At 31.2% G+C, this 23335-nt stretch carries 27 protein-coding genes; 20 read left to right on the top strand and 7 right to left on the bottom strand.

Features of this window, described 5'->3' with window-relative positions:
- Positions 1–159 precede the first annotated feature (159 nt).
- From Q0516_RS06870 to Q0516_RS06795, 16 genes are all read left to right on the top strand, one after another.
- Positions 160–783, top strand: coding sequence for a sugar transferase (locus Q0516_RS06870; protein ID WP_257479603.1), 624 nt, complete (start codon positions 160–162; stop codon positions 781–783).
- 13 nt (positions 784–796) lie between these two features.
- Positions 797–2149: an HlyD family efflux transporter periplasmic adaptor subunit gene (locus Q0516_RS06865; RefSeq protein ID WP_294464821.1), complete on the top strand. Its 1353-nt coding sequence runs from the start codon at positions 797–799 to the stop codon at positions 2147–2149.
- Positions 2150–2160: 11 nt separating this feature from the next.
- Complete coding sequence (locus tag Q0516_RS06860; protein ID WP_294464818.1) at positions 2161–2850, top strand: YggS family pyridoxal phosphate-dependent enzyme; 690 nt, start codon at positions 2161–2163, stop codon at positions 2848–2850.
- A 1-nt stretch (position 2851) separates the two neighbouring features.
- Positions 2852–3328 carry a cell division protein SepF gene (locus tag Q0516_RS06855; RefSeq protein WP_052294603.1) on the top strand — a complete coding sequence of 159 codons (477 nt, stop codon included), beginning with the start codon at positions 2852–2854 and terminating at the stop codon, positions 3326–3328.
- A gap of 2 nt (positions 3329–3330) precedes the next feature.
- Positions 3331–4074, top strand: coding sequence for a YlmH/Sll1252 family protein (locus Q0516_RS06850; protein WP_294464802.1), 744 nt, complete (start codon positions 3331–3333; stop codon positions 4072–4074).
- A 10-nt stretch (positions 4075–4084) separates the two neighbouring features.
- Positions 4085–4990: an RluA family pseudouridine synthase gene (locus Q0516_RS06845; protein WP_294464798.1), complete on the top strand. Its 906-nt coding sequence runs from the start codon at positions 4085–4087 to the stop codon at positions 4988–4990.
- Between the two features lie 81 nt (positions 4991–5071).
- Entirely contained in the window at positions 5072–5965 is an 894-nt protein-coding gene (locus Q0516_RS06840; RefSeq protein ID WP_294464796.1) for a tocopherol cyclase family protein, read from the top strand.
- A gap of 152 nt (positions 5966–6117) precedes the next feature.
- A complete protein-coding gene (spoIIIAA, locus tag Q0516_RS06835) occupies positions 6118–7032 on the top strand; it encodes a stage III sporulation protein AA (protein WP_294464793.1) in 915 nt (304 codons plus the stop codon).
- The gene (locus Q0516_RS06830; protein WP_294464790.1) at positions 7032–7547 is read left to right on the top strand and encodes a stage III sporulation protein AB; all 516 of its coding nucleotides are present in this window, start codon (positions 7032–7034) and stop codon (positions 7545–7547) included. The genes spoIIIAA and Q0516_RS06830 overlap by 1 nt, the downstream gene beginning before the upstream one ends.
- Before the next feature lie 12 nt (positions 7548–7559).
- Positions 7560–7757: a stage III sporulation protein AC gene (gene spoIIIAC / locus Q0516_RS06825; protein ID WP_257479612.1), complete on the top strand. Its 198-nt coding sequence runs from the start codon at positions 7560–7562 to the stop codon at positions 7755–7757.
- A 1-nt stretch (position 7758) separates the two neighbouring features.
- A complete protein-coding gene (locus tag Q0516_RS06820) occupies positions 7759–8142 on the top strand; it encodes a SpoIIIAC/SpoIIIAD family protein (RefSeq protein WP_294464787.1) in 384 nt (127 codons plus the stop codon).
- Positions 8142–9311, top strand: coding sequence for a stage III sporulation protein AE (locus Q0516_RS06815; RefSeq protein WP_294464784.1), 1170 nt, complete (start codon positions 8142–8144; stop codon positions 9309–9311). Before Q0516_RS06820 ends, Q0516_RS06815 begins: the two co-directional genes overlap by 1 nt.
- Position 9312: 1 nt before the next feature.
- On the top strand, positions 9313–9819 hold the full coding sequence (locus tag Q0516_RS06810; protein WP_294464780.1) for a stage III sporulation protein AF: 507 nt from the start codon (positions 9313–9315) through the stop codon (positions 9817–9819).
- Complete coding sequence (locus Q0516_RS06805; RefSeq protein WP_294464778.1) at positions 9819–10385, top strand: hypothetical protein; 567 nt, start codon at positions 9819–9821, stop codon at positions 10383–10385. The genes Q0516_RS06810 and Q0516_RS06805 overlap by 1 nt, the downstream gene beginning before the upstream one ends.
- Before the next feature lie 13 nt (positions 10386–10398).
- Positions 10399–11055 (top strand): SpoIIIAH-like family protein, encoded by a 657-nt coding sequence (locus tag Q0516_RS06800; protein ID WP_294464775.1) that lies wholly within the window; start codon positions 10399–10401, stop codon positions 11053–11055.
- 154 nt (positions 11056–11209) lie between these two features.
- Positions 11210–11374 (top strand): toxin-antitoxin system protein, encoded by a 165-nt coding sequence (locus tag Q0516_RS06795; RefSeq protein ID WP_257479618.1) that lies wholly within the window; start codon positions 11210–11212, stop codon positions 11372–11374.
- A 22-nt stretch (positions 11375–11396) separates the two neighbouring features.
- On the opposite strand, the gene Q0516_RS06790 is transcribed toward Q0516_RS06795, so the two are convergent.
- The 3 genes from Q0516_RS06790 to Q0516_RS06780 are packed head-to-tail and all read right to left on the bottom strand — an operon-like array spanning position 11397 to position 14465.
- Complete coding sequence (locus Q0516_RS06790; protein ID WP_294464766.1) at positions 11397–12320, bottom strand: DMT family transporter; 924 nt, start codon at positions 12318–12320, stop codon at positions 11397–11399.
- Between the two features lie 38 nt (positions 12321–12358).
- Positions 12359–13183: a 16S rRNA (cytidine(1402)-2'-O)-methyltransferase gene (gene rsmI / locus Q0516_RS06785; protein WP_294464763.1), complete on the bottom strand. Its 825-nt coding sequence runs from the start codon at positions 13181–13183 to the stop codon at positions 12359–12361.
- A gap of 1 nt (position 13184) precedes the next feature.
- Positions 13185–14465: an adenylosuccinate synthase gene (locus Q0516_RS06780; protein WP_294464949.1), complete on the bottom strand. Its 1281-nt coding sequence runs from the start codon at positions 14463–14465 to the stop codon at positions 13185–13187.
- A 177-nt stretch (positions 14466–14642) separates the two neighbouring features.
- Here Q0516_RS06780 and Q0516_RS06775 point away from each other — a divergent pair, with 177 nt between their 5' ends.
- Positions 14643–15476, top strand: a complete 834-nt coding sequence (locus Q0516_RS06775) for an MBL fold metallo-hydrolase (protein ID WP_299237538.1) — start codon at positions 14643–14645, stop codon at positions 15474–15476.
- 392 nt (positions 15477–15868) lie between these two features.
- On the opposite strand, the gene Q0516_RS06770 is transcribed toward Q0516_RS06775, so the two are convergent.
- Entirely contained in the window at positions 15869–16261 is a 393-nt protein-coding gene (locus Q0516_RS06770) for an SdpI family protein (RefSeq protein WP_294464758.1), read from the bottom strand.
- A gap of 54 nt (positions 16262–16315) precedes the next feature.
- Positions 16316–17740, bottom strand: a complete 1425-nt coding sequence (locus Q0516_RS06765; RefSeq protein WP_257479623.1) for a terminase family protein — start codon at positions 17738–17740, stop codon at positions 16316–16318.
- A 403-nt stretch (positions 17741–18143) separates the two neighbouring features.
- Here Q0516_RS06765 and Q0516_RS06760 point away from each other — a divergent pair, with 403 nt between their 5' ends.
- The 3 genes from Q0516_RS06760 (at position 18144) to Q0516_RS06750 (ending at position 20912) form a co-directional block, all read left to right on the top strand.
- Positions 18144–18863, top strand: a complete 720-nt coding sequence (locus Q0516_RS06760; protein WP_257479624.1) for an ATP-binding cassette domain-containing protein — start codon at positions 18144–18146, stop codon at positions 18861–18863.
- A gap of 3 nt (positions 18864–18866) precedes the next feature.
- Complete coding sequence (locus Q0516_RS06755) at positions 18867–19784, top strand: SufD family Fe-S cluster assembly protein (protein ID WP_294464753.1); 918 nt, start codon at positions 18867–18869, stop codon at positions 19782–19784.
- A 204-nt stretch (positions 19785–19988) separates the two neighbouring features.
- The gene (locus Q0516_RS06750) at positions 19989–20912 is read left to right on the top strand and encodes a helix-turn-helix transcriptional regulator (protein WP_257479626.1); all 924 of its coding nucleotides are present in this window, start codon (positions 19989–19991) and stop codon (positions 20910–20912) included.
- 33 nt (positions 20913–20945) lie between these two features.
- Here the strand turns inward: Q0516_RS06750 and Q0516_RS06745 are convergent, their stop codons facing one another.
- Positions 20946–21434 (bottom strand): phosphatase PAP2 family protein, encoded by a 489-nt coding sequence (locus tag Q0516_RS06745; RefSeq protein WP_294464750.1) that lies wholly within the window; start codon positions 21432–21434, stop codon positions 20946–20948.
- 9 nt (positions 21435–21443) lie between these two features.
- The gene (uvrC, locus tag Q0516_RS06740; protein ID WP_294464748.1) at positions 21444–23312 is read right to left on the bottom strand and encodes an excinuclease ABC subunit UvrC; all 1869 of its coding nucleotides are present in this window, start codon (positions 23310–23312) and stop codon (positions 21444–21446) included.
- Between the last annotated feature and the right edge of the window lie 23 nt (positions 23313–23335).

Here is a 23335-nt window from a genome sequence, read left to right as displayed (position 1 = left end):
TCCAAAAAAGATTTTATAATTTATTATTATAGCATAAAATGCGACGTTATCTATTATTATTTTAACGTTTTTGTAAGCATTTAATAAATATTTGTAAAAAGTATAAGAAAATGATATAATAAATAATCAGCTAATTATTACTTTTGTAAAGGAATAACTATGGAAAAAGTAAGTAAAGAGAAAATTAAAAAATATAATAATTCCATATTTATTAAAAGGCTCATAGATATAGTATGTGCTTTACTGCTTAGTGTAGCTTTTATTGTTCCCGGGGTAGTAATTGCTATTATTGTTAAAATTTCCGATGGCGGAAGTATTTTTTTCGTTCAGGAGAGGGTAGGCAGGAACGGAAGGCGTTTTAATATAATAAAATTCAGGACTATGAGAGAAGGCAGTGAGAAAGAAGAAGCTAAGTTACTTAAAAAATCCAGGAATGGATTTGTGCAGGTAAAACAGGATCCCAGAGTTACTGAGTTTGGAAGATTTTTAAGAAAGACAAGCTTTGATGAAATTCCTCAGCTTTTAAATGTTTTAAAGGGTGATATGAGTTTAATAGGTCCAAGACCTTTTATCCCGATTGAAACTGATTTACTTGATGAAAATGAAAAGCAAAGATGTATAGCATATCCCGGACTTACCGGTCTTGCTCAGTTAAAAGGAAGAAGTAAACTTAATATTCATGATGTTGTAAAATTGGATATTGAATATATTAATAATTACTCTATATTTTTAGACCTTAAAATTTTCTTTTCTACTATTTTTGTAGTTCTTAAGGGAATATAAGGAGGTATTTAAAGTGCAAAATAGTAACATGAACAGAAATAGACAACCTCAAAATAATAAACCAATAAAAAAAAGACGAAAAAAAAGTTTTATTAGAAAACGATATAAAGAAATAATAATCATATCAGCTGTTTTAGTCTTTTTTTTATTTTCCGTTTTTCATACTGAGGATACTGTAATACTTAATTCACAAAAACATATTACCACGGAGACTGCGGAAAGTTACATATTTACAAATTCTGAATACGTAGATTTAAAGGAGACAACTCCTATAAAATTCACTGTTAAAGAAGGACAAAAAGTCGGCTCAAATACAAAGCTTTCTTCAAGCTATAAAATCAAAACCAATAAATATATAAATGATGCGATAAAAGTTATAAATTGGAGATTAAAAAATAAATCTTACGAAAGCAGGGAAGTGTTTTTCAGAGATCTTAGTGAGTTAGAGGAGAAAATAACGAGCACACAGGATAAATACGATAATGCAAAGAGTTCAAATAATACTGCTAATATAAATAAATATGGTGCTGCCTTAACAAAATTAAAAGATAAGAAAAATATGATGCAGAAATCCATGAAATATATTTTTGCAGATTCTGCCACACTTAAAAAAATAAAGAGTGAACTCAAAAGTAAAAAATCATCTAAAAATAAAGCCCTTACTATATCAAATTTAAATTTTTCATTTACCGGAAATATATATTTTTCCAGAACAGGATATGAGGAAGTTCTAAATACAAATGTAATGGCAGCTTTAAGTAAAGATTATTTTGATTATTTAAAGGGATTTAAACCACCAAGCACAAAAGATGATAAATCTATTATAAAAATAGTTAATAATCAATGTGCTTATGTATGTGCAGTCGTGAATAAAGATACATATGTTGAAGGTGAAAAAGAAGCAAAAAAATATAATAAATCAGTAAAGAAAAATCATGATTTAAAAACCGACGGAGAGTATTATGATTACCTTTTAACAAGAGTCGATATGCTTATCACTTATCCTACAATTAAATTTGAAGACAGCGATGAAGTCTTGGATGAAGGTTATCTTATCAACTCTATCGATTACGGAGAAGATAAAAAAGTCTTGGTTATATGTCTAAAAGATGCATTTGACCATTTAATAAATGTGGATAAAACTAAACTTAATATTCATACGAATGAAGTAAATGTGTTTACAATCCCGAAAAGTGCTATAATCGAAGACGGTAATAAGAAATATGTTTATGCTCTTACAAGCGGTAATTTTAAAGAACTTGTGGAGGTTAAAGTTTATGAGGAAGGTTTTAAAAATGTACTTTTAAAACCCCGTGATAATCCAAAATTAAGTAACAATATGGAAGTTATAACTAATCCCGATTAGGAGGTATGAAAATGAGTATAAAAGATAATTTAGATAAGATATTAAATAATATAAATTTAGCCGGTAATAATAGTGATTTTGATGAAGATGTAAAGCTTTTGGCTGTAACAAAATTCAGGACTAATGAAGAGATCAAAGAAGTCATTGATTATGGGATAAAAGATCTCGGAGAAAATAAAGTAAAAGAATTTTTAGGTAAATATGAGTTTTTTAAAGATCAGGATATAAATTGGCATTTTATAGGTCATTTACAAAGGAATAAAGTAAAAGATATTGTCGGTAAAGTTCATCTGATACACTCAGTAGATTCTATTCGTTTAATGGAAGAGATAGATAAGCAAAGTGCGAAAAAAGATATTATTACCAATATATTGATAGAATTTAATATAGGCAAAGAAGAAAATAAGTATGGATTTGATGAAAATGAAGTCGAAGAAGCCTTTAATAAAGCAATTCAGCTTAAAAATGTAAATGTTATGGGGGTTATGTGTATGGCTCCGTTTACAAAAGATAAAGCTGTTCTGGTGAATGTTTTTAGAAAGTTAAGAAAAATTTATGATAATTGTAGAAATATGTATAATAAATATGATAATATAAACTTAGCTGTAATATCTATGGGAATGTCGAATGATTATCAAGTTGCCATAGATGAAGGAAGTAATATTGTCCGTATAGGGACAAGTATATTTGAAGGAGAATAAAATGGGATTTAACGATTTTATAGGTGAATTAGGCGAAAAGATTGTAGGAAAAGATGAATACTACGAAGACGAATACTATGAAGAAGATGATTACTATGATGACGAACCTAGAAAAGGCGGATTATTTGGTAAAAAATCTTCAGTAAGAACTGAAAGCGCACCTGTTGCGACACATGCTGCTTCAACGGTTATGCTTGTTGAACCGAGAACTTTTAATGACGCACCTTTGGTTTGCGATAAATTAAAAGGCGGGATTACTGTTGTTGTAAATATGGATAAAGTAGAAAATGAAGATGCTAAAAAAATATTTGACTTTTTAAGCGGAGCTGTTTATGTACTTGGCGCAAGTATGAAGAGAATTGCTCAAAATGTGTTTATTTTAGCTCCTTACGGTGTTGAAGTAGAAACACAGGAAAGACCAAACGATTCTTATAATACATCAACACGTTCCAGAGATTTATGGGAGTATGAAGACTAAATATGGGCGAATATGAATTTTTCATATCAAGAATAGAAGATATGGCACTTTTATCCGATAAAAAAGGTGGAAGTGTCTTTTCTAGTTTCTTGGATCCTTCCGACCAAATGGTTGGCGGAAGAGAAATAGGCAGATATAAGGGAAAAGATTGTTCATTTTTTGGCGGTCACGTATATACTGAAAGAAAGATAATGAGTATATTTAAGGAAGGACATGAGCCTGAGGAAAGTGAATATCCTATTAAAGTATTAAAATCAAAGGAAGCTCTTGATGTGAGACATCAGGATGTCTTGGGTTCTATACTTTCTCTCAGCGTTGAGAGATCTAAAGTCGGAGATATCAATATACTTGATGATCATATAGAAATTTTTGTTTATGATACGATAAGTGAGTTCTTGGTTAATGAACTTACTAAAATAGGCGGGAACAATGTAACATTCTATGAATGTGATATAAGTGAAGCCAGTGTAATAGAACCTAAATTCAAAGAGCTTAATATTATCGTTCCTTCCATGAGGCTTGACGCTGTTATAGGCAATATATTTAAGCTATCCAGAAATGAAGCTAATATGTTTGTAAAAGGCGGTAAAGTCAAAATAAACCATAATCAGGTTTCTAAACCTGCAATGACGGTAAAGGTAGGAGATATGATATCCGTAAGAACTAAAGGCAGAGCTATTGTGGATAGTCAAGGCGGTCAGACTAAAAAAGGCAATACCAAATTACTCGTTAAAAAATTTGTATAAGTAGGTTTTAATGGAAACAAAAGAATTTATTGTGACGGAAGAAAAACAGAATATAAGATGCGATAAATTTTTATCCGATGAATTAGAAGATTTTTCAAGGGAAAGTTTAAAAAAACTATTTAAGGAAGGGGAAGTCTTCCTTAATGATGAAAAAGTCAAGCCGTCGAGGAAATTGCTTGTCGGTGAAAGGGTTAAGGTCAATTTACCTGAACCTGAAGTCTTGGATGTCATAGCGGAAAATATACCTATAAATATCGTATATGAAGACGAAGATGTAGTAATCGTGGATAAGCCTCAGGGAATGGTCGTTCATCCCGCTAACGGAAATTACTCTGGTACACTTGTGAATGCTTTAATGTATCATGTGAAAGATTTATCTTCTATTAACGGAGTTATAAGACCGGGGATAGTTCATAGGATTGATAAAGACACTTCGGGATTATTAATAGTTGCAAAGAATGATAATGCTCATAACCATTTGGCAGCACAGTTTAAAGAGCATTCTATCAACAGAAGATATAAAACTATATGTCATGGTATTATACATGAAAACTTGGGGACGATAGATGCACCTATCGGAAGAGATAAGATAAAAAGAAAAGATATGTGCGTAACTCAAAGTAATTCCAAAAGAGCAGTAACTCATTTTGACGTTATTGAGAGATATGATGAATATACGTTTTTGGATGTTCATTTGGAAACCGGACGTACTCATCAGATAAGAGTCCACCTTAAATATATTTCACATCCCGTTGTAGGTGATAAAGTATATGGGTTTAATAAAGAGATAGACAAACCTTTTAAAGGACAGTTGCTTCATGCTTATAAACTAGGGTTTATACACCCTAGAACAAGTGAATATATGGAATTTAACAGCGAACTGCCGGATTATTTTTATGAATTACTTGATAAATGATTATAGGAAGCTCAAATTGAGCTTCTTTTTTTATGTTTAAAATATCAATAAGCCGTTAATAATTTCACAAAGGAGATAATTATGGGAACATATATTAATTTTCATGGTGAATATAAAACAAAATCTTATTTTGAAGGATGGTACTTAAAACATCAGACAGATGATTTTATGATAAGCTTCATACCTTCTTTTCATATTGATGATAATGGGAATAAATTTGCCATGATTCAAATAATAACCGAAGATAAAACATATAAGTTAAAATATGATATAACCGAGTTTAAAACATATAAAAGAACTTTCTACGTTAAAGTGGGAAAATGTGAATTTTCAAGTGAAGGTATAATACTAGATATTGATACCGAGGATTTGAAGATAAAAGGAGGTATATCCTACGGAGAATTTTCTCCACTCAATTATAATATTATGGGACCTTTTAAATATGTTCCTTTTATGCAGTGTTCTCATGATGTTCTCAGCATGCATCATTCGATCAAAGGCAATTTAAATATAAACGGCAAGGTCATAAATTTTGACGGCGGCAGAGGTTATATAGAAAAAGACTTTGGTTCATCCTTTCCCGAAAGATATATTTGGACTCAGTCCGGTTTTGATTACGGCGGAAATAATTCAATTATGTTTTCCGTAGCTGATATACCAATGCTTCATTATAGTTTTGAAGGGCTTATAGGTGTCATTCATTATAAAGACAGGGAATATCGATTTGCTACTTATCTGGGTGCTAAAGTCGTTTATAAGACGAATGACAGCTTGATTGTAAAACAAGGAAAATATAAGTTTTATATGAAAGTCTTGAAATTCCCTAATTTGGATTTGGACGCTCCGGTATCTGGTAAAATGGACAGGGTAATTAAAGAAGGGCTCAAATGCAAAGTCAATTATAAATTGATAGGTCCCGAGAAGTTAATATTTGATGTTATAAATGATAATGCAAGTGTAGAGTGGGAATTTTAAAAGCTATAGTTTTTCTATAGCTTTTTTTTATATTCACTTAAAGTAAAAATATACTTAAAACTTAAAAAAGTTAAAGTAGACCTCTAGCTTTTCTCAAATACGACAACATAAAGAAGTATAGTAATACTAAATTAAAGCAAAGGACAAGTTATATGAATACTGATAAACTTCCAAAGGAAATTATAGATATTCTGCCTGATGAGATACTTAAAGTTATTGATGAAGTAAATATAAATGATGAAATAGAAGAAATAAGATTAAGGCTTAACAGGAATATACATATAGTAGGTTCAAAGGAAGATATCTTAATTCCCTATGATGTAAAAAAAGAAGATATAGAAGGTATATTGAATTTAGCTACAAACTATTCTTTTTATGCGAGTGTAGATAGTTTGCTCAAAGGGTTTATTACAATCAAAGGCGGTCACAGGATCGGTTTTTCCGGAAGCGTGATAATGGAGGATAACAAAGTCATAGGTCTTAGAAATATCAATTCGCTTAATATAAGGATTTCAAGACAAATTATAGGTGCCAGTAATTTAGTTCTTAATTACATTTTAAATAAAGGAGAAGTTTACAATACTTTAATAATATCTCCGCCGAAAGTCGGTAAAACGACATTGCTTCGTGATATTTCCAGGGTAATATCCACGAATAAGGGCGATTTTGTTGGAAAAAGAGTTTGTATTGTAGATGAGAGAAAAGAAATCGCAAGCCTTCACAACGGAGTAAATGAACTTAATATAGGAGATAAGACCGATGTGCTTGAAGGGATAAATAAAAGCGACGGCATGAATATGCTGGTCAGAGCCATGTCTCCCGAAGTGATAATAACCGATGAGATAGGAAAAACAGATGATATTTCTGCACTTGAAAATTCTGTATTAAGCGGAGTTAAAGTAATATCATCAGCTCATGGTAAAGATATGAGAGATATTTTAAGAAAAGAGAATTTTGTTTCTATTATAAAAAAGAAAATTTTTAACAGATATATCTTCTTATCTATAGAACACGGAGAGAGGTATATAAAAGAAATTTATAACGAAAAGTTAGAGAGGTTAATGTAATGTATGTTAAATTACCGGGTATAGTTTGTTTGTTTATATTTAGTATTTTATTTTCCAAAAGCATAACAAGGAAAATAAAAAACAGACTTCTTGAACTTGAAGAAATAAATAGGATTTTAAATGATTTTATAGTAAGTATAAATGTCGGTTTATATGATATTAATTTTCTTATTTCAGGGGCAATCAAAATCACAAAGACTACATATCATGATTTTCTGAGAGATGTAAAAACTACTATGTTAAAAAAAGATTTAAGTGATTTTTCTGCAATATGGTTTGAATGTTTAAATAATTATAAATTCAACATTTCCAGAGAAGAGATGATTTTACTTGAAAATATCGGGGTAAGTTTGTCTTTTAATGATAAAAACAGAATGGTGAAACAGCTTACTTTAATTCAGTCCGGTTTAGCAGAGGCTATAAAAAAAGCTAAAGAAGACAGAGATAATAAAGTAAGTTTATACGAAAAAATGGGGGTGTTGTTCGGCAGTTTTTTGGTAGTAATTTTTATTTAAGGAGAAGTAGATATGCAGATAGATATAATTTTTAAAATAGCGGGAATAGGTTTTATAGTAGCAGTTTTAAGTATAATTTTAAAGAAAAGTGACAGAGATGATATGGCGACTATGGTAGCTTTGGCAGGAATTATAGTGGTGCTTATGTTGGTAGTAAATATGGTCAATGACTTTTTCAGTACGGTAAAAACGATGTTCGGGTTATACTGATATGGATATTGTAAAAATAGCTATGATAGGGATATTGGGATCTGTTATAAGCCTATTTTTCATAAAAGATAATAAGGAGTATGCACTGTTTATTACGATCATTGCAGGAATTATAATTTTAGGCTTTGCCATAAAATATCTTTATGCGGTCATAGATGTCGTAAATACATATTCTGTTAAAGCAAATGTGGACATGCTTAATATAAAAGCTATATTTAAGATAATTGCCGTTGCTTATATCGGACAGTTTTCAAGTGAACTTTGTTTAGACAGCGGAAATAAGACTTTAAGTACCAAGATAAGTTTCTTTACAAAAATAATGATACTATACTTTTCTCTTCCTTTAATCATAAGTTTATTTTCTTATATTGAGGAAGTGATTTGATGAAAAGAGTATTTATTTTAATATGTTGCTTTATGGTTTTCATATCTATTCCTGCTTTAGGATACTGTGAAAATAGGAATGGGAATAATAGTGAACAGGATTACGGAGCATTAGTCGATAATGTGTATGAAAAGGGGCAGCTTTATAAACTGGATTTATATACCAATGACAATAATTTTTATGAACTTTTTAACTACGGTAACATAAAGGATTTTATAAGTGATGTTGTAAGCGGTAATTATTCCTTTGATTATAATGACTTTATAAATACTTTAAAAGATTTATTTTTTATGACATTAAGGGAAAGTATTTCGATCCTGCTGACTTTCATAGCACTATCTATATTTTTAAGTTTAATAAATCTGCTTAATACTTCATTTATGAATAAAGAGATAAGCGATGTAGCATTTTTTGGTATATATTTGGTTCTTGTAGCACTGATAGTTAAGACTTTCTTTAATATAGTCTCGGTTGCTTATTCTCTAATAAAAGCTATTACCGGATTTATGAATGTACTGCTTCCAATAATAATAATCCTTATGAACTTGAGCGGGAATATATTTTCCGGAAATATTATAAGTATAAGCTTAGTGTTTATAATCAATTTTTTTGCATCGGCTATGACTTATTTTGTTATTCCTACTTTAAGCTTTGGTTTTATCCTAAGCATTATGGACAACCTCTTGATCGATATAAATATTTCATATTTGGTATCATTCATAAAACAAGGTGTACTCTTTGTAATGGGATTGTTTTCGGTATTGTTTGTCGGTATTTTAAGTATTCAAGGCAGTTTGTTTGCATCTCTTGACAGTCTTTCCATCAAGACAGCGAAGTTTGCAGTAAGTAAGTTAGTTCCGGTTCTTGGGTCTCTTATATCAGACAGTGCGGATACTGTTATAGGTTTCGTTAAAGTGATAAAAAATTCGGTAGGGCTTATTGGAGTCTTGATACTTATTTCTCTTTTATTGATCCCTTTTATGCATATGCTTTGTTCCATAGTAACTTTAAAAGTATCTGCATTTTTGAGTGAACCTTTGACCGATCCAAGGGTAAGTAAAGCATTAAACGATGCTTCAGCTTTTTTAAGTCTGATTTTCGCATGCTTCTTGGTCGTAGCTGTGCTTTTTATAATGCTGATTGGTATAATAGCGATGTTAGGAGGGTAGGATGGCTGATATTACAAAGAATTTTTTATATTTGATAATGGTAATAAGTATATTAAGGCTTCTTTCTCCTTCAAAGGAATATGATAAATATATTAAGTTTTTTATATCTTTACTTCTCGTGATATCTATTTTAACGCCTATATTGACCATAGTTAAAAAAGGTGAGTTTTCCTCTCTCTTAAACGATAGTTATGTGAGGATAGATACATTTGAAAGTCAGATCAATGAGGGAAAAATTGATACCGACAGCCTCATAATAGATGAATATAAAAATAAACTAAACGATAATATAAAAGGGATTATAAATAAGAAATATTATATAGAAAGTAAAGTAAGTGTAAGGATAAATGAGGATTCCAACAGCGATACGTACGGGGATATCAAAGAAATAAATATTACTTTAAATGAAAATGGCATAAAAAAGAAAGATAAGATAAAAAGTTATTTAAGTAAAACATATTTAGTGGACTTAAATAATATAAATATTAAGACAGGAAGTGTAGAGTAATGGATAAAGATAAACTAAGCGGTATCATTAATAATTTTATTAAGGGTGAGGATAAAAATAAATCTTTGCTTATAATACTTCTGGTAATAGGACTTTGTTTAATATTGTTTTCTTCTTTATTCTCGTCTTCAGGTAATAAAGATAAAAAAGAAACTTCAAAGGAATTATCTTCAAGCGAATATAAAACTAACTTAGAAAAGAGTATTGAAGAAACATTGAGTAAAGTAAGCGGGGTAGGTAATGTAAAAGTTACTATAACTCTTGACGGAGAAATAGAAAAAAATATTGCATACAATGAAAGTAACTCTACAAGTACTTCCGGCAGCAGTGATGAAAATACTAATGACAGCAGTAATTCTTCAAAAGATGCGGTTATGGTAAGAGACGGTTCCAATGAAAGTCCGTTTACGACTAAGGATAAATACCCTGAAGTCGTGGGAGTTGTTATTGTGGCAAGCGGTGCGGGCAATAAGACGGTCCAGTATTACATAACCAAAAGTGTAGAGGCGTTACTTAGCTTGCCTAGTTATAAAGTGGTAGTTTTACCAAGTAAAGAAAATATATAAGGAGAATGGGGTCATGAATAAAATCAAGAAAAAAAATGCAGTTTTAGTGGGACTGGTTACATGTTTACTGGTTATCAGTATTGCTAACTATACATTGTTTTATAAGGGGGACAGCTCATCTGTAGCTAATGTAAATAACAATGAACCAAGCAATGCCACACTTGTTTCAAATATAAGCGAGGATGATGTATTAAGCGGCAACGCAGAATTGTCGGATGAATTTTTCAGTGAATACAGACTCAACAGAGACAAGATAAGAAGTCAAAACTTGGAAGCTCTTCAAAATATTGCAAAGGATTCTTCAGCTGATAAGAACATAGTTAAGGAAGCGGTTGAAGAAAGTGTAGCTATTTCAAAGTTGTCGGAAACTGAGCTTGTCGTAGAAAATCTAATTAAATCTAAAGGGTTTGATGATGCTATAGTGATTATACATGAAGGCTATGCAAATGTAATTGTAGACGCGGATGAATTGAGTCCAGCGGACGCTTCCAAAGTTCAAAATATAGTAAATAAAGAATGTAAAATAGATATTTCTAAAATAACCATTGCAACAAGCAATACAAAAAAGGACAATGACAGTAAAGATGATAACAATACTAAGACGGATACAAATGATAAAACAAAAGAAAATACTGGTGAAAGCAGTACAAGTATGAATAAAAGTATATAAAAGGAGAAAAAATCTCCTTTTTTAATAGTTTTCTACAGAATACGACAAAATACGACTATGTATTATTTTATCATATTTACGAGATATTGGTAAAATTTGGTAGTATAATATATTATAAGATATCGGAGTTTAGTATGTGCATGGGAGGATAGATATGAGACCATTAAAAGCAAAAGTTAGTATAACTCTGGATGAGCAAATTATCAAAGATATTAAAAAGCTGGCAGAGTTAGACGACAGGTCATTTTCTCAGTATATCAATATTGTTTTAAACAAGCATTTACTGGAACGAAATATGGGTAAAAAGAAGAAGTCATAAAAAAACGCCTTAAGGCGTTTTTTTATTCCCTGTTTACCATATATATCCCTATACAAACCAGAATCAAAGAAATCAAACCAAGAATATTAAAGACACTTCCTTCCTTTAATAGTACCGCAGATAGGATAACACCGCATACCGGATTTAAAAATCCAAAGACTGCCACTTTTCCTACGGGATTGTATTTAAGAAGTATCGACCATAGGGAATAAGCAACTGCGGATATAAGAGCCATATAAATTAAAAGAAGTGTTGAATTCAAATTAAAACCGCTTACTTTACCTCCCATAAACAAACCTATTAATATCATTACTATCCCGCCTAAAACAAATTGATATCCGCTTAAAACGACAGGCTGTTCATTTTTTGAATATTCTTTTACCAGTATGGAAGATAATGCGTACATTACCGCAGACATAAATATAAGTCCTTCTCCGCTTAATTTCATACTTATATCCAAACTGGCACCGTTTAAATTAATGATAACCACGCCTATAAAACCTATGGTACATCCAAGCATTTTTTTGAATGTTAGATTTTCATGCTTTAATATCAAAGAAGGTATCAATATTGCTAAAAAAACATTTGAAGCTTCTATAATGGAAGCCTTGACTCCCGTTGTATTTGCAAGTCCCACATAGAAACAAACATACTGAAGAACCGTTTGTACCATTGAAAGCTTAAATATAGATTTATAAGCTCCTTTTTTAGGAATCAAAAGCTTTTTGGAGATGATACTTCCAAGAATAATAGCGAGAATTCCCGCAAGGGTAAATCTTAATCCCGCAAAAAGCATTTGACTGGCGGTATCCGCTGAAGCGATATTAAAAAGTCTATATCCTATTTTAATTGAGGGAAATGCACTTCCCCATAAAATGCAGCATATAGAAGCGAGTAAACATATTATTATCGGTCTTGTCAAAAATATTTCTTTTGTCTTATTCATATTTACCTCTCGATATAAAAAAGCCCTATATTTGGGCTTTATTTTTTCATTAAATAATTATATAAATCTCTTTTATTTAAATTGTTTTCTTTAGCTAATTTCTTTATCAACTCTTTAGGGTGTTCACCTTTTTCAACTTCCATATCAAATATTTCTTTTGCTTCTTCTCTTGTAAGTAATTTTTTTTCTTCCTTATTTCCTTCTGTTACTATAACAAATTCACCTTTGATTTCCATATCAATTAACATATTAATTAGTTCTTTCGGCGTTCCTCTGTAAGTAGTCTCATGAAGTTTCGTTATTTCTTTTGATACAGCAGTTTTTCTGTCTCCCAAAACATTGTCGATAGATTTTAACATATCAATCAATTCGTAAGGAGAAGAATAAAAAATCAAAGTTTTGTCTAACTCTTTTAATGTATTTAATTTTTCTTCTTTTTTATTTTTTTTCTTAGCTAAAAATCCAACAAATAAGAATTCTTCACTGTTAAATCCGGACAAAATAAGTGCAGGCAGTAATGCGTTAGCACCGGGTACTACTGTAAATTTTATATCATTTTCTATTAAAGAGTTTACAAGTATACTCCCAGGGTCTGATATTAAAGGTGTTCCCGCATCTGAAATCAAAGCCAAAGTCTTGTTTTCATTTATTAAGGAAAGAATATAGTCTATTCTTTCCTTTTCGTTAAATTTATGATAGCTTATCAGCTTATTTTTTATTTCAAAATGATTTAGTAACTTTATTGAGTGTCTCGTATCTTCACATAAGATAACATCGACTTCTTTTAAAACGTTTATTGCTCTGAAGGTCATATCTTCAAGGTTACCGATAGGTGTCGATACTATATATATTTTATCTTCCATATTATAAATATTGTTGTCTTATAATTGTATCTTCTCTGTCAGGTCCTACAGAAACGATACCGATTGGAACTTCGCAAAGTTCTTCCACCCTGTTGACATATTTTTTAGCATTTTCAGGCAGTTCATCAAAATCTCTGATTTGTGAAATATCTTCATTCCATCCTTCAAATTCTTCATAAACAGGCTCACATTCGCCGAGAACCGTAAGTTCTGCAGGGAAATCTGTGATTATTTCATCTTTGTATTTATATCCGACACAAAGTTTTATTTTTTTCATTCCGGTTAGAGTATCAAGTTTTGTAAATACTATACTTGTAAGAGAATTTACTCTTACCGCGAATTTAAGTATTACTGCGTCAAGCCATCCGCATCTTCTCGGTCTTCCCGTTGTAGTACCGTATTCATAACCTTTTTCTCTTAGATAGTCTCCGTCTTCATCGAATAACTCTGTAGGGAAAGGACCTTTACCTACTCTTGTTGTGTAAGCTTTGGCAATCCCGCATACATCATCAATATAAGCAGGACCAATGCCCGAACCTATGCATGCTCCGGCTGCTGTTGGGTGAGATGATGTAACGTATGGATATGTACCGAAGTCTATATCGAGAAGTGTTGCTTGAGCACCTTCAAATAACACTTTTTTACCTTTTTTGATGTAATCATAAATAATAACTGTAGCATCAGCTACATACTGTCTTATGATATCCGCACATTTATTGTACTCATCAAAAATATCTTCAAATTTTAATTCTTCTCCGCCGTAAACTTCTACAATTTCTTTATTAACAGCTTCGAGATTGATTTTTAATTTTTCTTCGAATAGCGGTGTATCGATTAAATCACAAATTCTTATCCCGCTTCTTTTGATTTTATCCGTATAAGCAGGTCCGATACCCCTTTTTGTCGTTCCTATATCGTTTTTACCAAGTGATTTTTCGATCAGTTCATCAAGCACTCTGTGATAAGGCATGATTACCTGCGCTCTTTTGTCAATGATAAGTTTATCAAACTTGACCCCTTGTTCTTTTAAAGTGTTCATTTCCTTAACTAACCATGTAGGGTCAACTACCATTCCTGCGCCAATAATTGATGGTTTATCCTGGATAACACCTGAAGGAATAACATGTAACTTATATGTAATGCCGTTTGCTATAACTGTATGTCCCGCATTGTTACCGCCTGAACTTCTTACAACAATATCACATCTATCTGTAAAGTAATCTGTTATTTTACCTTTTCCTTCGTCGCCCCATTGTGAACCGACTACTACTAAATTTCCCATCATAATACCTCCTAGTACTTTATAACGACACTTTATTTTACCCCATTTGGTATATATAATCAATACTAAAATCCTCATTTTACCTACTTTTAATGGTATATATCTGAATTTTCAGAACTTTAATGATTACTAAACATTTAATGTTATGATTTGGTTATTATGGTATAATTACAAATAATGAATGAAGGTGATATTATGAGAATTACTGTTTTAAATGAAAATATGGTATATAAAAAGAACCTTATAGCCGAGCATGGACTTTCTGCATTGATCGAGTTCAATAATAAAAAAATATTGCTGGATACCGGACAAAGTGACGTGTTCATAAAAAATGCAAAAACACTCGGTGTCGACTTAAATAATTTAGATGCAATCATTATTTCTCACGGACATTATGACCATGGGGGAGGACTTGATTATTTAAATGAAATAAATAATATTCCCAATATTTATATATCAACAAAAGCACTAATCCCGAAGTTCAGTATAAATAAAAAGAAGAATAAATATTATTTTAATGGAATTGATGTAGATGATAATATAAAAAATCACTTTCATTATATTGATGATAAAGAAGAAATTTTTAAGGGTGTATACTTAATTAGTAATATTCCTTATAGTAATGATTTTGAAAGTAAACCAAGAGGATTTTATATAAAGCAGAAAGATAAAATGTTACCTGATTTAATGTATGATGAACAAATCCTTGTTGTTGAAACTTCCAATGGCTTATCTTTATTTATGGGCTGCTCTCATATGGGCATAATCAATGCAGTCTCATATGTAAAAGATATATTTAAAGATAAAAAAATTTATTCTTTATTTGCGGGTATGCATTTAATCAATGCAGATAAGAACAGGGTCGATAATACTATTGAAATGCTGAAAAAAGAGAATATAAATTATATCATGCCTTGCCATTGTACCGGATATAAGGTGTCTGCAAAAATAAGCGAAGAATTTAAAAATAGTTATATTGAAGTTCAGTGCGGAAGTGTTATAGAAATATAAAAAGGATACATATGTATCCTTTATTTTTTTTTATGAGACAATATTTATCATCGCATTTTACTATTTTAGAATATTATATTTGATTTCAGATCTAAATACATAATAAATATTTTTTATTATATGCTGTAGTATAGTGTCGCTAAGTTATTGTTTTTTTAGTTTGTTATTTTTTTTACAGACCTTGTTCGTTACAGTTACAGTGCATTCTAATTTTTTTTACTGATTTTTATAAAATCTTTTTCAATAATATTGCATTGTTTTCTACATGTTCTTCTCTCTCTTATTTGTAGAATTTCTGTAAAAATTTAGTTTTCTTATGGTTTTTTTGATATAAATTTATTTGTATGTTTTATAAGGCTTTTCAATTATATTATTTATTTCGTCTTTTTTTATTATATATCTTCAATACTTTTTCTGTTTCCGTCACTGTCAAAGATTTTTTTTAATTTCTTCTCCACATAAAATATGGGAAGAATCAATACAATCATCTCTGTAGTTTGAATTATCAGAGTTACTGTGCTGATTATATTTTCACTTCTATTTATAGTAAATAATGAAGCTAATATTGATAAAATCAGTAATACAAAACCTAATTTATACCATATACCTCCGAAGAGTTTATGGGCATAGGACCAAGTATCTTTGTTTTTCATCGACATTGATGTTCTGTATCCGTAAGCCATATTTATGCTCTTAGGTGCATTCTTGATAAATAATTTACCGAAAATAATCATAATTATAGGTATCAATAAGTTCATGATAAACATGAATATCCAAAATTTCATCTCATATCCTTTTTATTTTATTATACTTAAAAAATGCAGATATAAATAAATATTTTATAAATGTTTTTTAGTTTTTTTCTTTCTTTTTATTGCTTCATTTTTATAAGTTTCAATCCTTTTTTCTTCTACTATCTTTTTGCTCTTGTCAGAATGATAATATATGAGCCCATATCCCACGGCGTCGTATGCATGGTCGTTTTTGTCGTCAGCGACTACTTCGGGATTTCCTTCTTCTTCCATTAAGTTTTTAAAGGTTTCTATGAAGGTTTTACATGACTTGAAAACCTGAAATTTTGCATACTCGGTATTTGTATTTTCATCTTCTATTGGTTTTAAGTACTCATGGAAAGTGCTTTTCCTAAGTTCTCTCGATGTTATAGCTTTTGTAAACGGAACGGTAAATCCTCCTTGTATATAATAGTCGATAAGGGTTTTTCCGCTTAAGTCCCTATGGTGTTTATTAAATGCGTCAAGACCTGCAACACATACTTCAATATCCTCTGTTTCTTCTTTGATTTCGCCATTTTCATCGACATAGGGTTTTGACATCATTTCCATTGCATTTTTTCCTTGCTCGGAATATGGAATTCTTATATCTGTGTGTTTTCTCGTGTACTCTCTGTAAAGATATACTATTCCGTCTTCGCTTATTGTAAACCACGCAAAGTAAAACGGGTCGGCATATCCGTTATCTACCGCCATCCACCTTACCCAGTGTTTAGGTATTTCAAAATCATCTATGACATGTATTTCTTCGTTAAATTCAGGGAAGGCTCTGCCCTCATATATATCCCAATCACCTTCTAAATATGCTTTTCTCTTTGCTTCGGGAAGGTTTTCCAGTCTTCTTATATATTTGGGGTCGTTTTCCGTTAAAACTTTATTGTCATATACCCTTGCAGGTATAAATTTTATTTTATTTCCATTTTTTTTGTCTTCATATATTTTTTTACCATAGTCGGTAGATGTAATGTATCTTGCTTTTACCCATGCGTGACCTATATTTCCCGGGTTTGCTGTAGCTCTGAAAAATGTAGGGTATCCTTTTGGACTTCTAAGACATGACAGCAGTATTTGGACCCATTCTTCTTCAAAGTGAGTAAGTTCATCTATTCCTATGTAATCAATACTTCTTCCGTCGTATCTTATAGCGTCCTTATAATTTGATACAAACCTGAAAAATATTTTACTTCCATTTATTAGTGTTGCAGTTTTTTTTGAAGCATTATATTTATATATAATACTTGGAACTTTATTAAACCATTCACTTATTAAATTTGCTTCCAAGTCGTCATAGGTTTTTCTGAAAAGATATATCGTGCTCTTTTTATATATAAGAGCATATTTAAGTGCGTCCATAACCAAAGCACAGCTTTTACCTCCTCCTTTTGCTCCTCCGTATAATACTTCTTCCTCACTGCTTTTGTGAAAAATCTTTTGTTTATTATTTTCTTCATAATCTATCGTTACTTCTTTCATTTTATCCTCCTTATATTAGTAAAATTTTATCAAAATGGGTAAAATAAAAATTAATGAGTTTTTAAAGTTAAAAGGGGACAGAAAAGTGTTTTTGGGCGCGGAATCTGCGTAAGCAGGCGTAGTGCCCGAAGAAGTAAATTATGTTGTAAAGATACGATAACTGGAGTATAATTATTAAATAATTTATCTAATAGATTTAACAGTAATTTTTTAAATATTCTGAAAATATTTTATGATTTTTGTAAATAAATCAGGCTGAAATTTCGTATTTTTTAAATTAATACTCATTTGGTAGGAAATAATCTTTTTTTATGTAAAAGTATGTGATATACTATCTAAATAATAAAGATGTAAAATAAAGGAAATAACTTAATATATATAGAAAAGGAAAGGAATTAAGAAAATGTTAAAGCTAGAACATGTCAAATGGAAAGCAGAAGATGGCGAAGAAATAATAAAAGATATAGATTTAGATATTGAAAGCGGTAAACTTGTTGTTGTGACCGGACCGAACGGAGGAGGTAAGACCACTCTTGCAAAACTTATAGCGGGGATCGAACAAGTTACTTCCGGTAAAGTTATATTAGATGGTAAAGATATCACGAATGAAGATATAACCACTCGTGCAAAAGAAGGCATTGCATATGCCTTCCAGCAGCCTGTTAAGTTTAAAGGACTTACCGTAAGAGATATTTTAAAGCTTTCTGCGGGAAAAGACCTTGAAGAAGGGGAGGCTTGTGCTCTTTTAAGTAAAGTGGGGCTTTGTGCCGAAGAATATATCGACAGAGAATTAAATGATTCTTTATCCGGAGGAGAAAGTAAAAGGATAGAAATCGCGGGAGTACTTGCAAGAGATGCGAAACTTCTTATATTTGATGAGCCCGAAGCAGGTATAGATCTTTGGAGCTTCTCAAAATTAGTTGAAACTTTTGAAATTTTAAGAAAAAGAAATAAAGGAACTTTACTAATCATTTCTCATCAGGAAAGGATTTTATCCATTGCAGACGAAATCATAGTTATTTCAGGTGGAAAGGTCAGAGACATGGGAAGAAGAGAAAAAATCCTTCCTACATTGTTTAAAGAAGAAAGGGCAAATATGTGTCCGAAGGAAAAGGAGCTATAGATCATGAATAAGACAACAGAACAGATACTTCGTGCAGTTTCGGGTTTTACAGGCAAATTTGAAGGTGCATTTAATATAAGAGAAGACGGTAAATGTGCGGGAAGACAGTCAAGTAAAAATATTAAAATCGAATCTAAAGAAGACGGTCCCGGACTTATTATTCATATCAAACCGAATACAAAAGATGAAAAAGTGTATATCCCGGCTTGTGTGACACACGGAGATGTAGATGACCTTGTGTATAATGATTTTTATGTAGGTGAAAATGCAGATGTAACGATTGTTGCAGGCTGCGGAGTTCATACCGATGACGGACATGATGCAAGGCATAACGGTATTCATAGATTTTTCCTTGAAGAAAATGCTCATGTATTATATGAGGAAAAGCATATCGCAACGGGAAAAGGCGTAGGGATTAAAAGAATAGACCCCATAACCGACGTAAATTTAAAAAAGGGTGCAGTACTTGAAATGGATACGATACAGCTTGAAGGTGTCGATAGTTCTATTCGTAAAACTAATGGAACTATCGAAGAAGGTGCAAAGCTTATTGTCAGAGAACGTATAATGACGGACGGAAATGAAAAAGCACAAACGGATTTTGATGTAGTATTAAAGGGTGAAAATTCTAAAGTTGATTTGATTTCACGTTCCGTAGCTAAGGGAAATTCTTATCAGGAATTTAATTCTAAAATCAATGGAGAAACGAAATGTAAGGGACATTCCGAGTGTGATGCAATATTAGTAGATAACGGAATGGTATCCGCTTCACCGTCGCTTGTTGCTTCTGATATTGACGCTGAACTTATCCATGAAGCTGCTATAGGAAAGATTGCCGGGGAACAAATCCTCAAACTTCAAAGTTTGGGACTTACAAAAGAAGAAGCGGAACAAAAAATTATTTCCGGCTTTTTAAAATAGTACTTACGAAAAGAGATGTAATATCATCTCTTTTTTTATTATTTTAAAGTTTTAGTGTAAATATAAGGCGTAATCTGTATAATGTATATATAATTAACATGACTGCAACTAAAAGTTTACAAAAAAACTTGTAGTTGCAATTAAAAGTTGGTAGAAAATAATTCATGCAGACAGTATCATTAGGGCAGAAAGAAGGTGTATAAAATGAATTTCAACACAAATTTACAAAACTTAAGAAAGATACATAATTTATCTCAGGAACAGCTTGCAGAAAAACTTGATGTATCAAGACAGGCCGTATCAAAATGGGAAAATGGTACATCATATCCCGAGATGGATAAATTACTTATTTTATGCGATATATTCTCCCTTAATATGGACGAACTTGTACAGGGGAATATCTCCGTTAATGATAATTCTTTTAAAGAAGATAAAGAATTATACGAAAACGCTCAGAATAAGTTTTCCAAAATGATAACCTTAGGAGTGTTTTTGATTCTCCTTGGTGTAACTATAATGAGTATGTCCGATGGATTGATTAAAGGCGGAAACTTCTTTATAAATACATTCAGTTCCATTTCGACCATATTATTTTTTATTTTGGTTACGATAGCGGTATTCATATTTGTTTATTTCGGAATAAGTCATTCCAATTTTGTAGAAGAACATCCTTATTTTGACGATTTCTATACAAAAGAAGAAAAGAGTTCTTATAACAGATTGTTTGCCGGTATGATAGCCGTAGGCGTTGGTATCATATTGGTTGCTGTCACTATTCTGGTAGGGGTAGAGGAAATATTAAAGACAGATGTAGATAATATGCCGGCTGTTATGGGACTGTTTATGTTCATGGTAACAATAGCGGTAAGTATATTTACATACTTTGGAATGCAGAAGGCAAAATATGATATAAACGGTTATAACAAAGAAAATAAACATCACGATATATATTCCCCTGACAGTAATTCACTTATAGGCAAAGTTTCGGGAGTAATAATGCTTATTGCTACTTTTATATATCTGGCATTAGGATTTATTTGGAATTTATGGCATCCCGGCTGGGTCGTATTTCCTTTAGGCGGTGTGCTTTGCGCAATAGCTACGATAATTATAGGTGATGATAAATAATAAAAAAAAGAACCGAGATATTCTCGGTTCTTTTTATATCAACATACCTATCAATGCACAAACTATTCCTAATAAAGCTCCGACAGTAACATCCTTTATGAAGTGTACTACTCCCATAACTCTTATGACCGACAGTAAAATACCCAATATAATAATTATTACTCCATATGTAACGGATATAAATAGTCCGGAAGTTCCTATTACAAAGGCGGAAAATACATGTCTGCTGGGAAACGACTTACCCTTTGTATCTTTATTGAGTATCGGTTTTATGTCAAATATTTCATATGGTCTTTTTGCATCAAATACTTTTCTAAATACACTTAATAATATAAATGGAATTAATGTAGAAAGTATAAGCCTGGTTACATCGTGACCCTTTATAAAATTAATCATTATAAATATGGGAAAAGATAAAAATATTAAATATGTTACTATCTTATCTATTATATTAAGAAAATTTTTCTTATTTTTATCTTTATAAAAGGGTGCATATAATTTAAAATAAAATTCTTTATTCATGCATATCACCTAATCGTTTTTGAAATGGTCCTTAACTTTTTTTGCAAGTTCTTCATTCATACCGTCTACTTTTATTATTTCTTCAATAGGTGCATTTTTTAGATCTTCCATGTTTTTAAAGTGCTTTAAAAGATTCCTGCATTTGACCTTACCGATTCCCTCAATCTCTTCAAGCGTAGTTTTAAGGAAACTTTTGCTTCTTAAGTTTTTATGATAATCAATGGCAAATCTATGGACTTCTTCACTTATATCGTTTAGTAGCTTTACGGCAAATTCAAAATCTCTTATATTTCTTGCTTCCTCGTTGCTTTTTACTACTTCCTTTAATTTGTGTTTATTATTTTTTCCGAGCCCTAAGACTTTAATATTAAAATTAAAAGTATCCACTACATTTTTTACTGCATTGACATGCCCTATTCCTCCGTCAACAAATATTATATCCGGAAGTGGTAGGAATCTAGGGTTTTCATCATTTTGTTTGAGTTCTTTTTGTGCTCTGTTCAAACGCCTGAACACAACTTCCACCATACTTCCGTAATCATTTGGACCTTCAATCGACTTGACTTTAAATTTTCTGTATGCTTTATAGTTTCTTTTTGCCCCGTCGAATACAACCATGACTCCTACGCTGTCAACCCCTGAAGTGTTGGAAATATCATATGCTTCATATCTGAAGTTTCCTTCTTTCTTGATATCGGCATATTCATTTATTTCTTCAACGGCTTTCTTTTCCATCAATGCTTTCTGTTTTTCTTTACCTATTATGTTTTCTAAATTTAGCTTTGCGTTGTCGGTGGCAAGTTTTAATAATTTTTTCTTTTCTCCTTTTACCGGAACTTTTATTTCTACTTTTTTAGATTTTAGATTTGTAAGCAGATCTGTAATATTATCTATATCATCAAATTCCTTTTCTACTAAAATCAGAGGAGGTATAAAAGGTGTATTGGTGTAGAACTGTTTTATAAATGCAGACAATACTTCGCTGACATCTTTTTCATTCTGACCTTTTAAAATGTAATTTTCTCTTCCCACTATTTTTTTATCTCTCAGTGCATAAACTTGTACACACGCCATGTCCTCCGCCATTGCAAGCCCTAAAATATCCATATTGTCCGCATTTGCATTTGATACGTTTTGTTCGCTTTTAAGACCTTTTATCGCGAAAATCTTATCTCTGACTTTCCCGGCATTTTCAAAGTCAAGGTTCTCGCTGTAGCTGTTCATTTTGTTTTCAAGGCTTTGAATGATTTTAGATGTCCTTCCATTTAATATGTCTATTATCTCTTTTATATATCCGTTATAAAGCTTAGTATCTATATTTCCCTGACATACTCCAAGGCACTGTCCTATATGATAGTTTAAACATACATCGCCCTTTTTGACTCCGCTTTTAAGTTCTTTTTTACACATAGCTATAGGATATAGCTCGTTTATCGTACTTACTGCCTTTTTGGCATATGTCGCATTTGCGTAAGGTCCGAAATATTTATTTCCGTCATTTATATATTTTCTTGTTACGAATAATTTAGGATACTCATCTTTTGTAGTTATTTTGATATATGGATAAGTTTTATCATCCCGCATTAAGATATTATAATAAGGTCTGTATTTTTTTATTAGATTACATTCCAGTATCAATGCTTCCATTTCATTGTTGGTTATTATATATTCAAAGTCTGCAATGTTTTCTACCATTTTCAAAACTTTTGGTGTATGATTGGAATTTTTTCTGAAATATTGGGTTACTCTATTTTTAAGCACCTTAGCTTTACCCACATAAATAATAGTGCCGTTTTCGTCTTTCATAAGATAAACGCCGCTGTTTTCAGGGAGTAATTTGATTTTATTATTTAAATTTTCGCTGAATTCTTTACTCATAAAATTTTCACCTATGTATCTTG

It is taken from the genome of uncultured Anaerofustis sp. (assembly GCF_938029165.1).
Taxonomy (GTDB): domain Bacteria; phylum Bacillota; class Clostridia; order Eubacteriales; family Anaerofustaceae; genus Anaerofustis.
The sequence above is the reverse complement of the archived record's forward strand: the minus strand, read 5'-3'. Positions and strand labels throughout refer to the sequence as shown.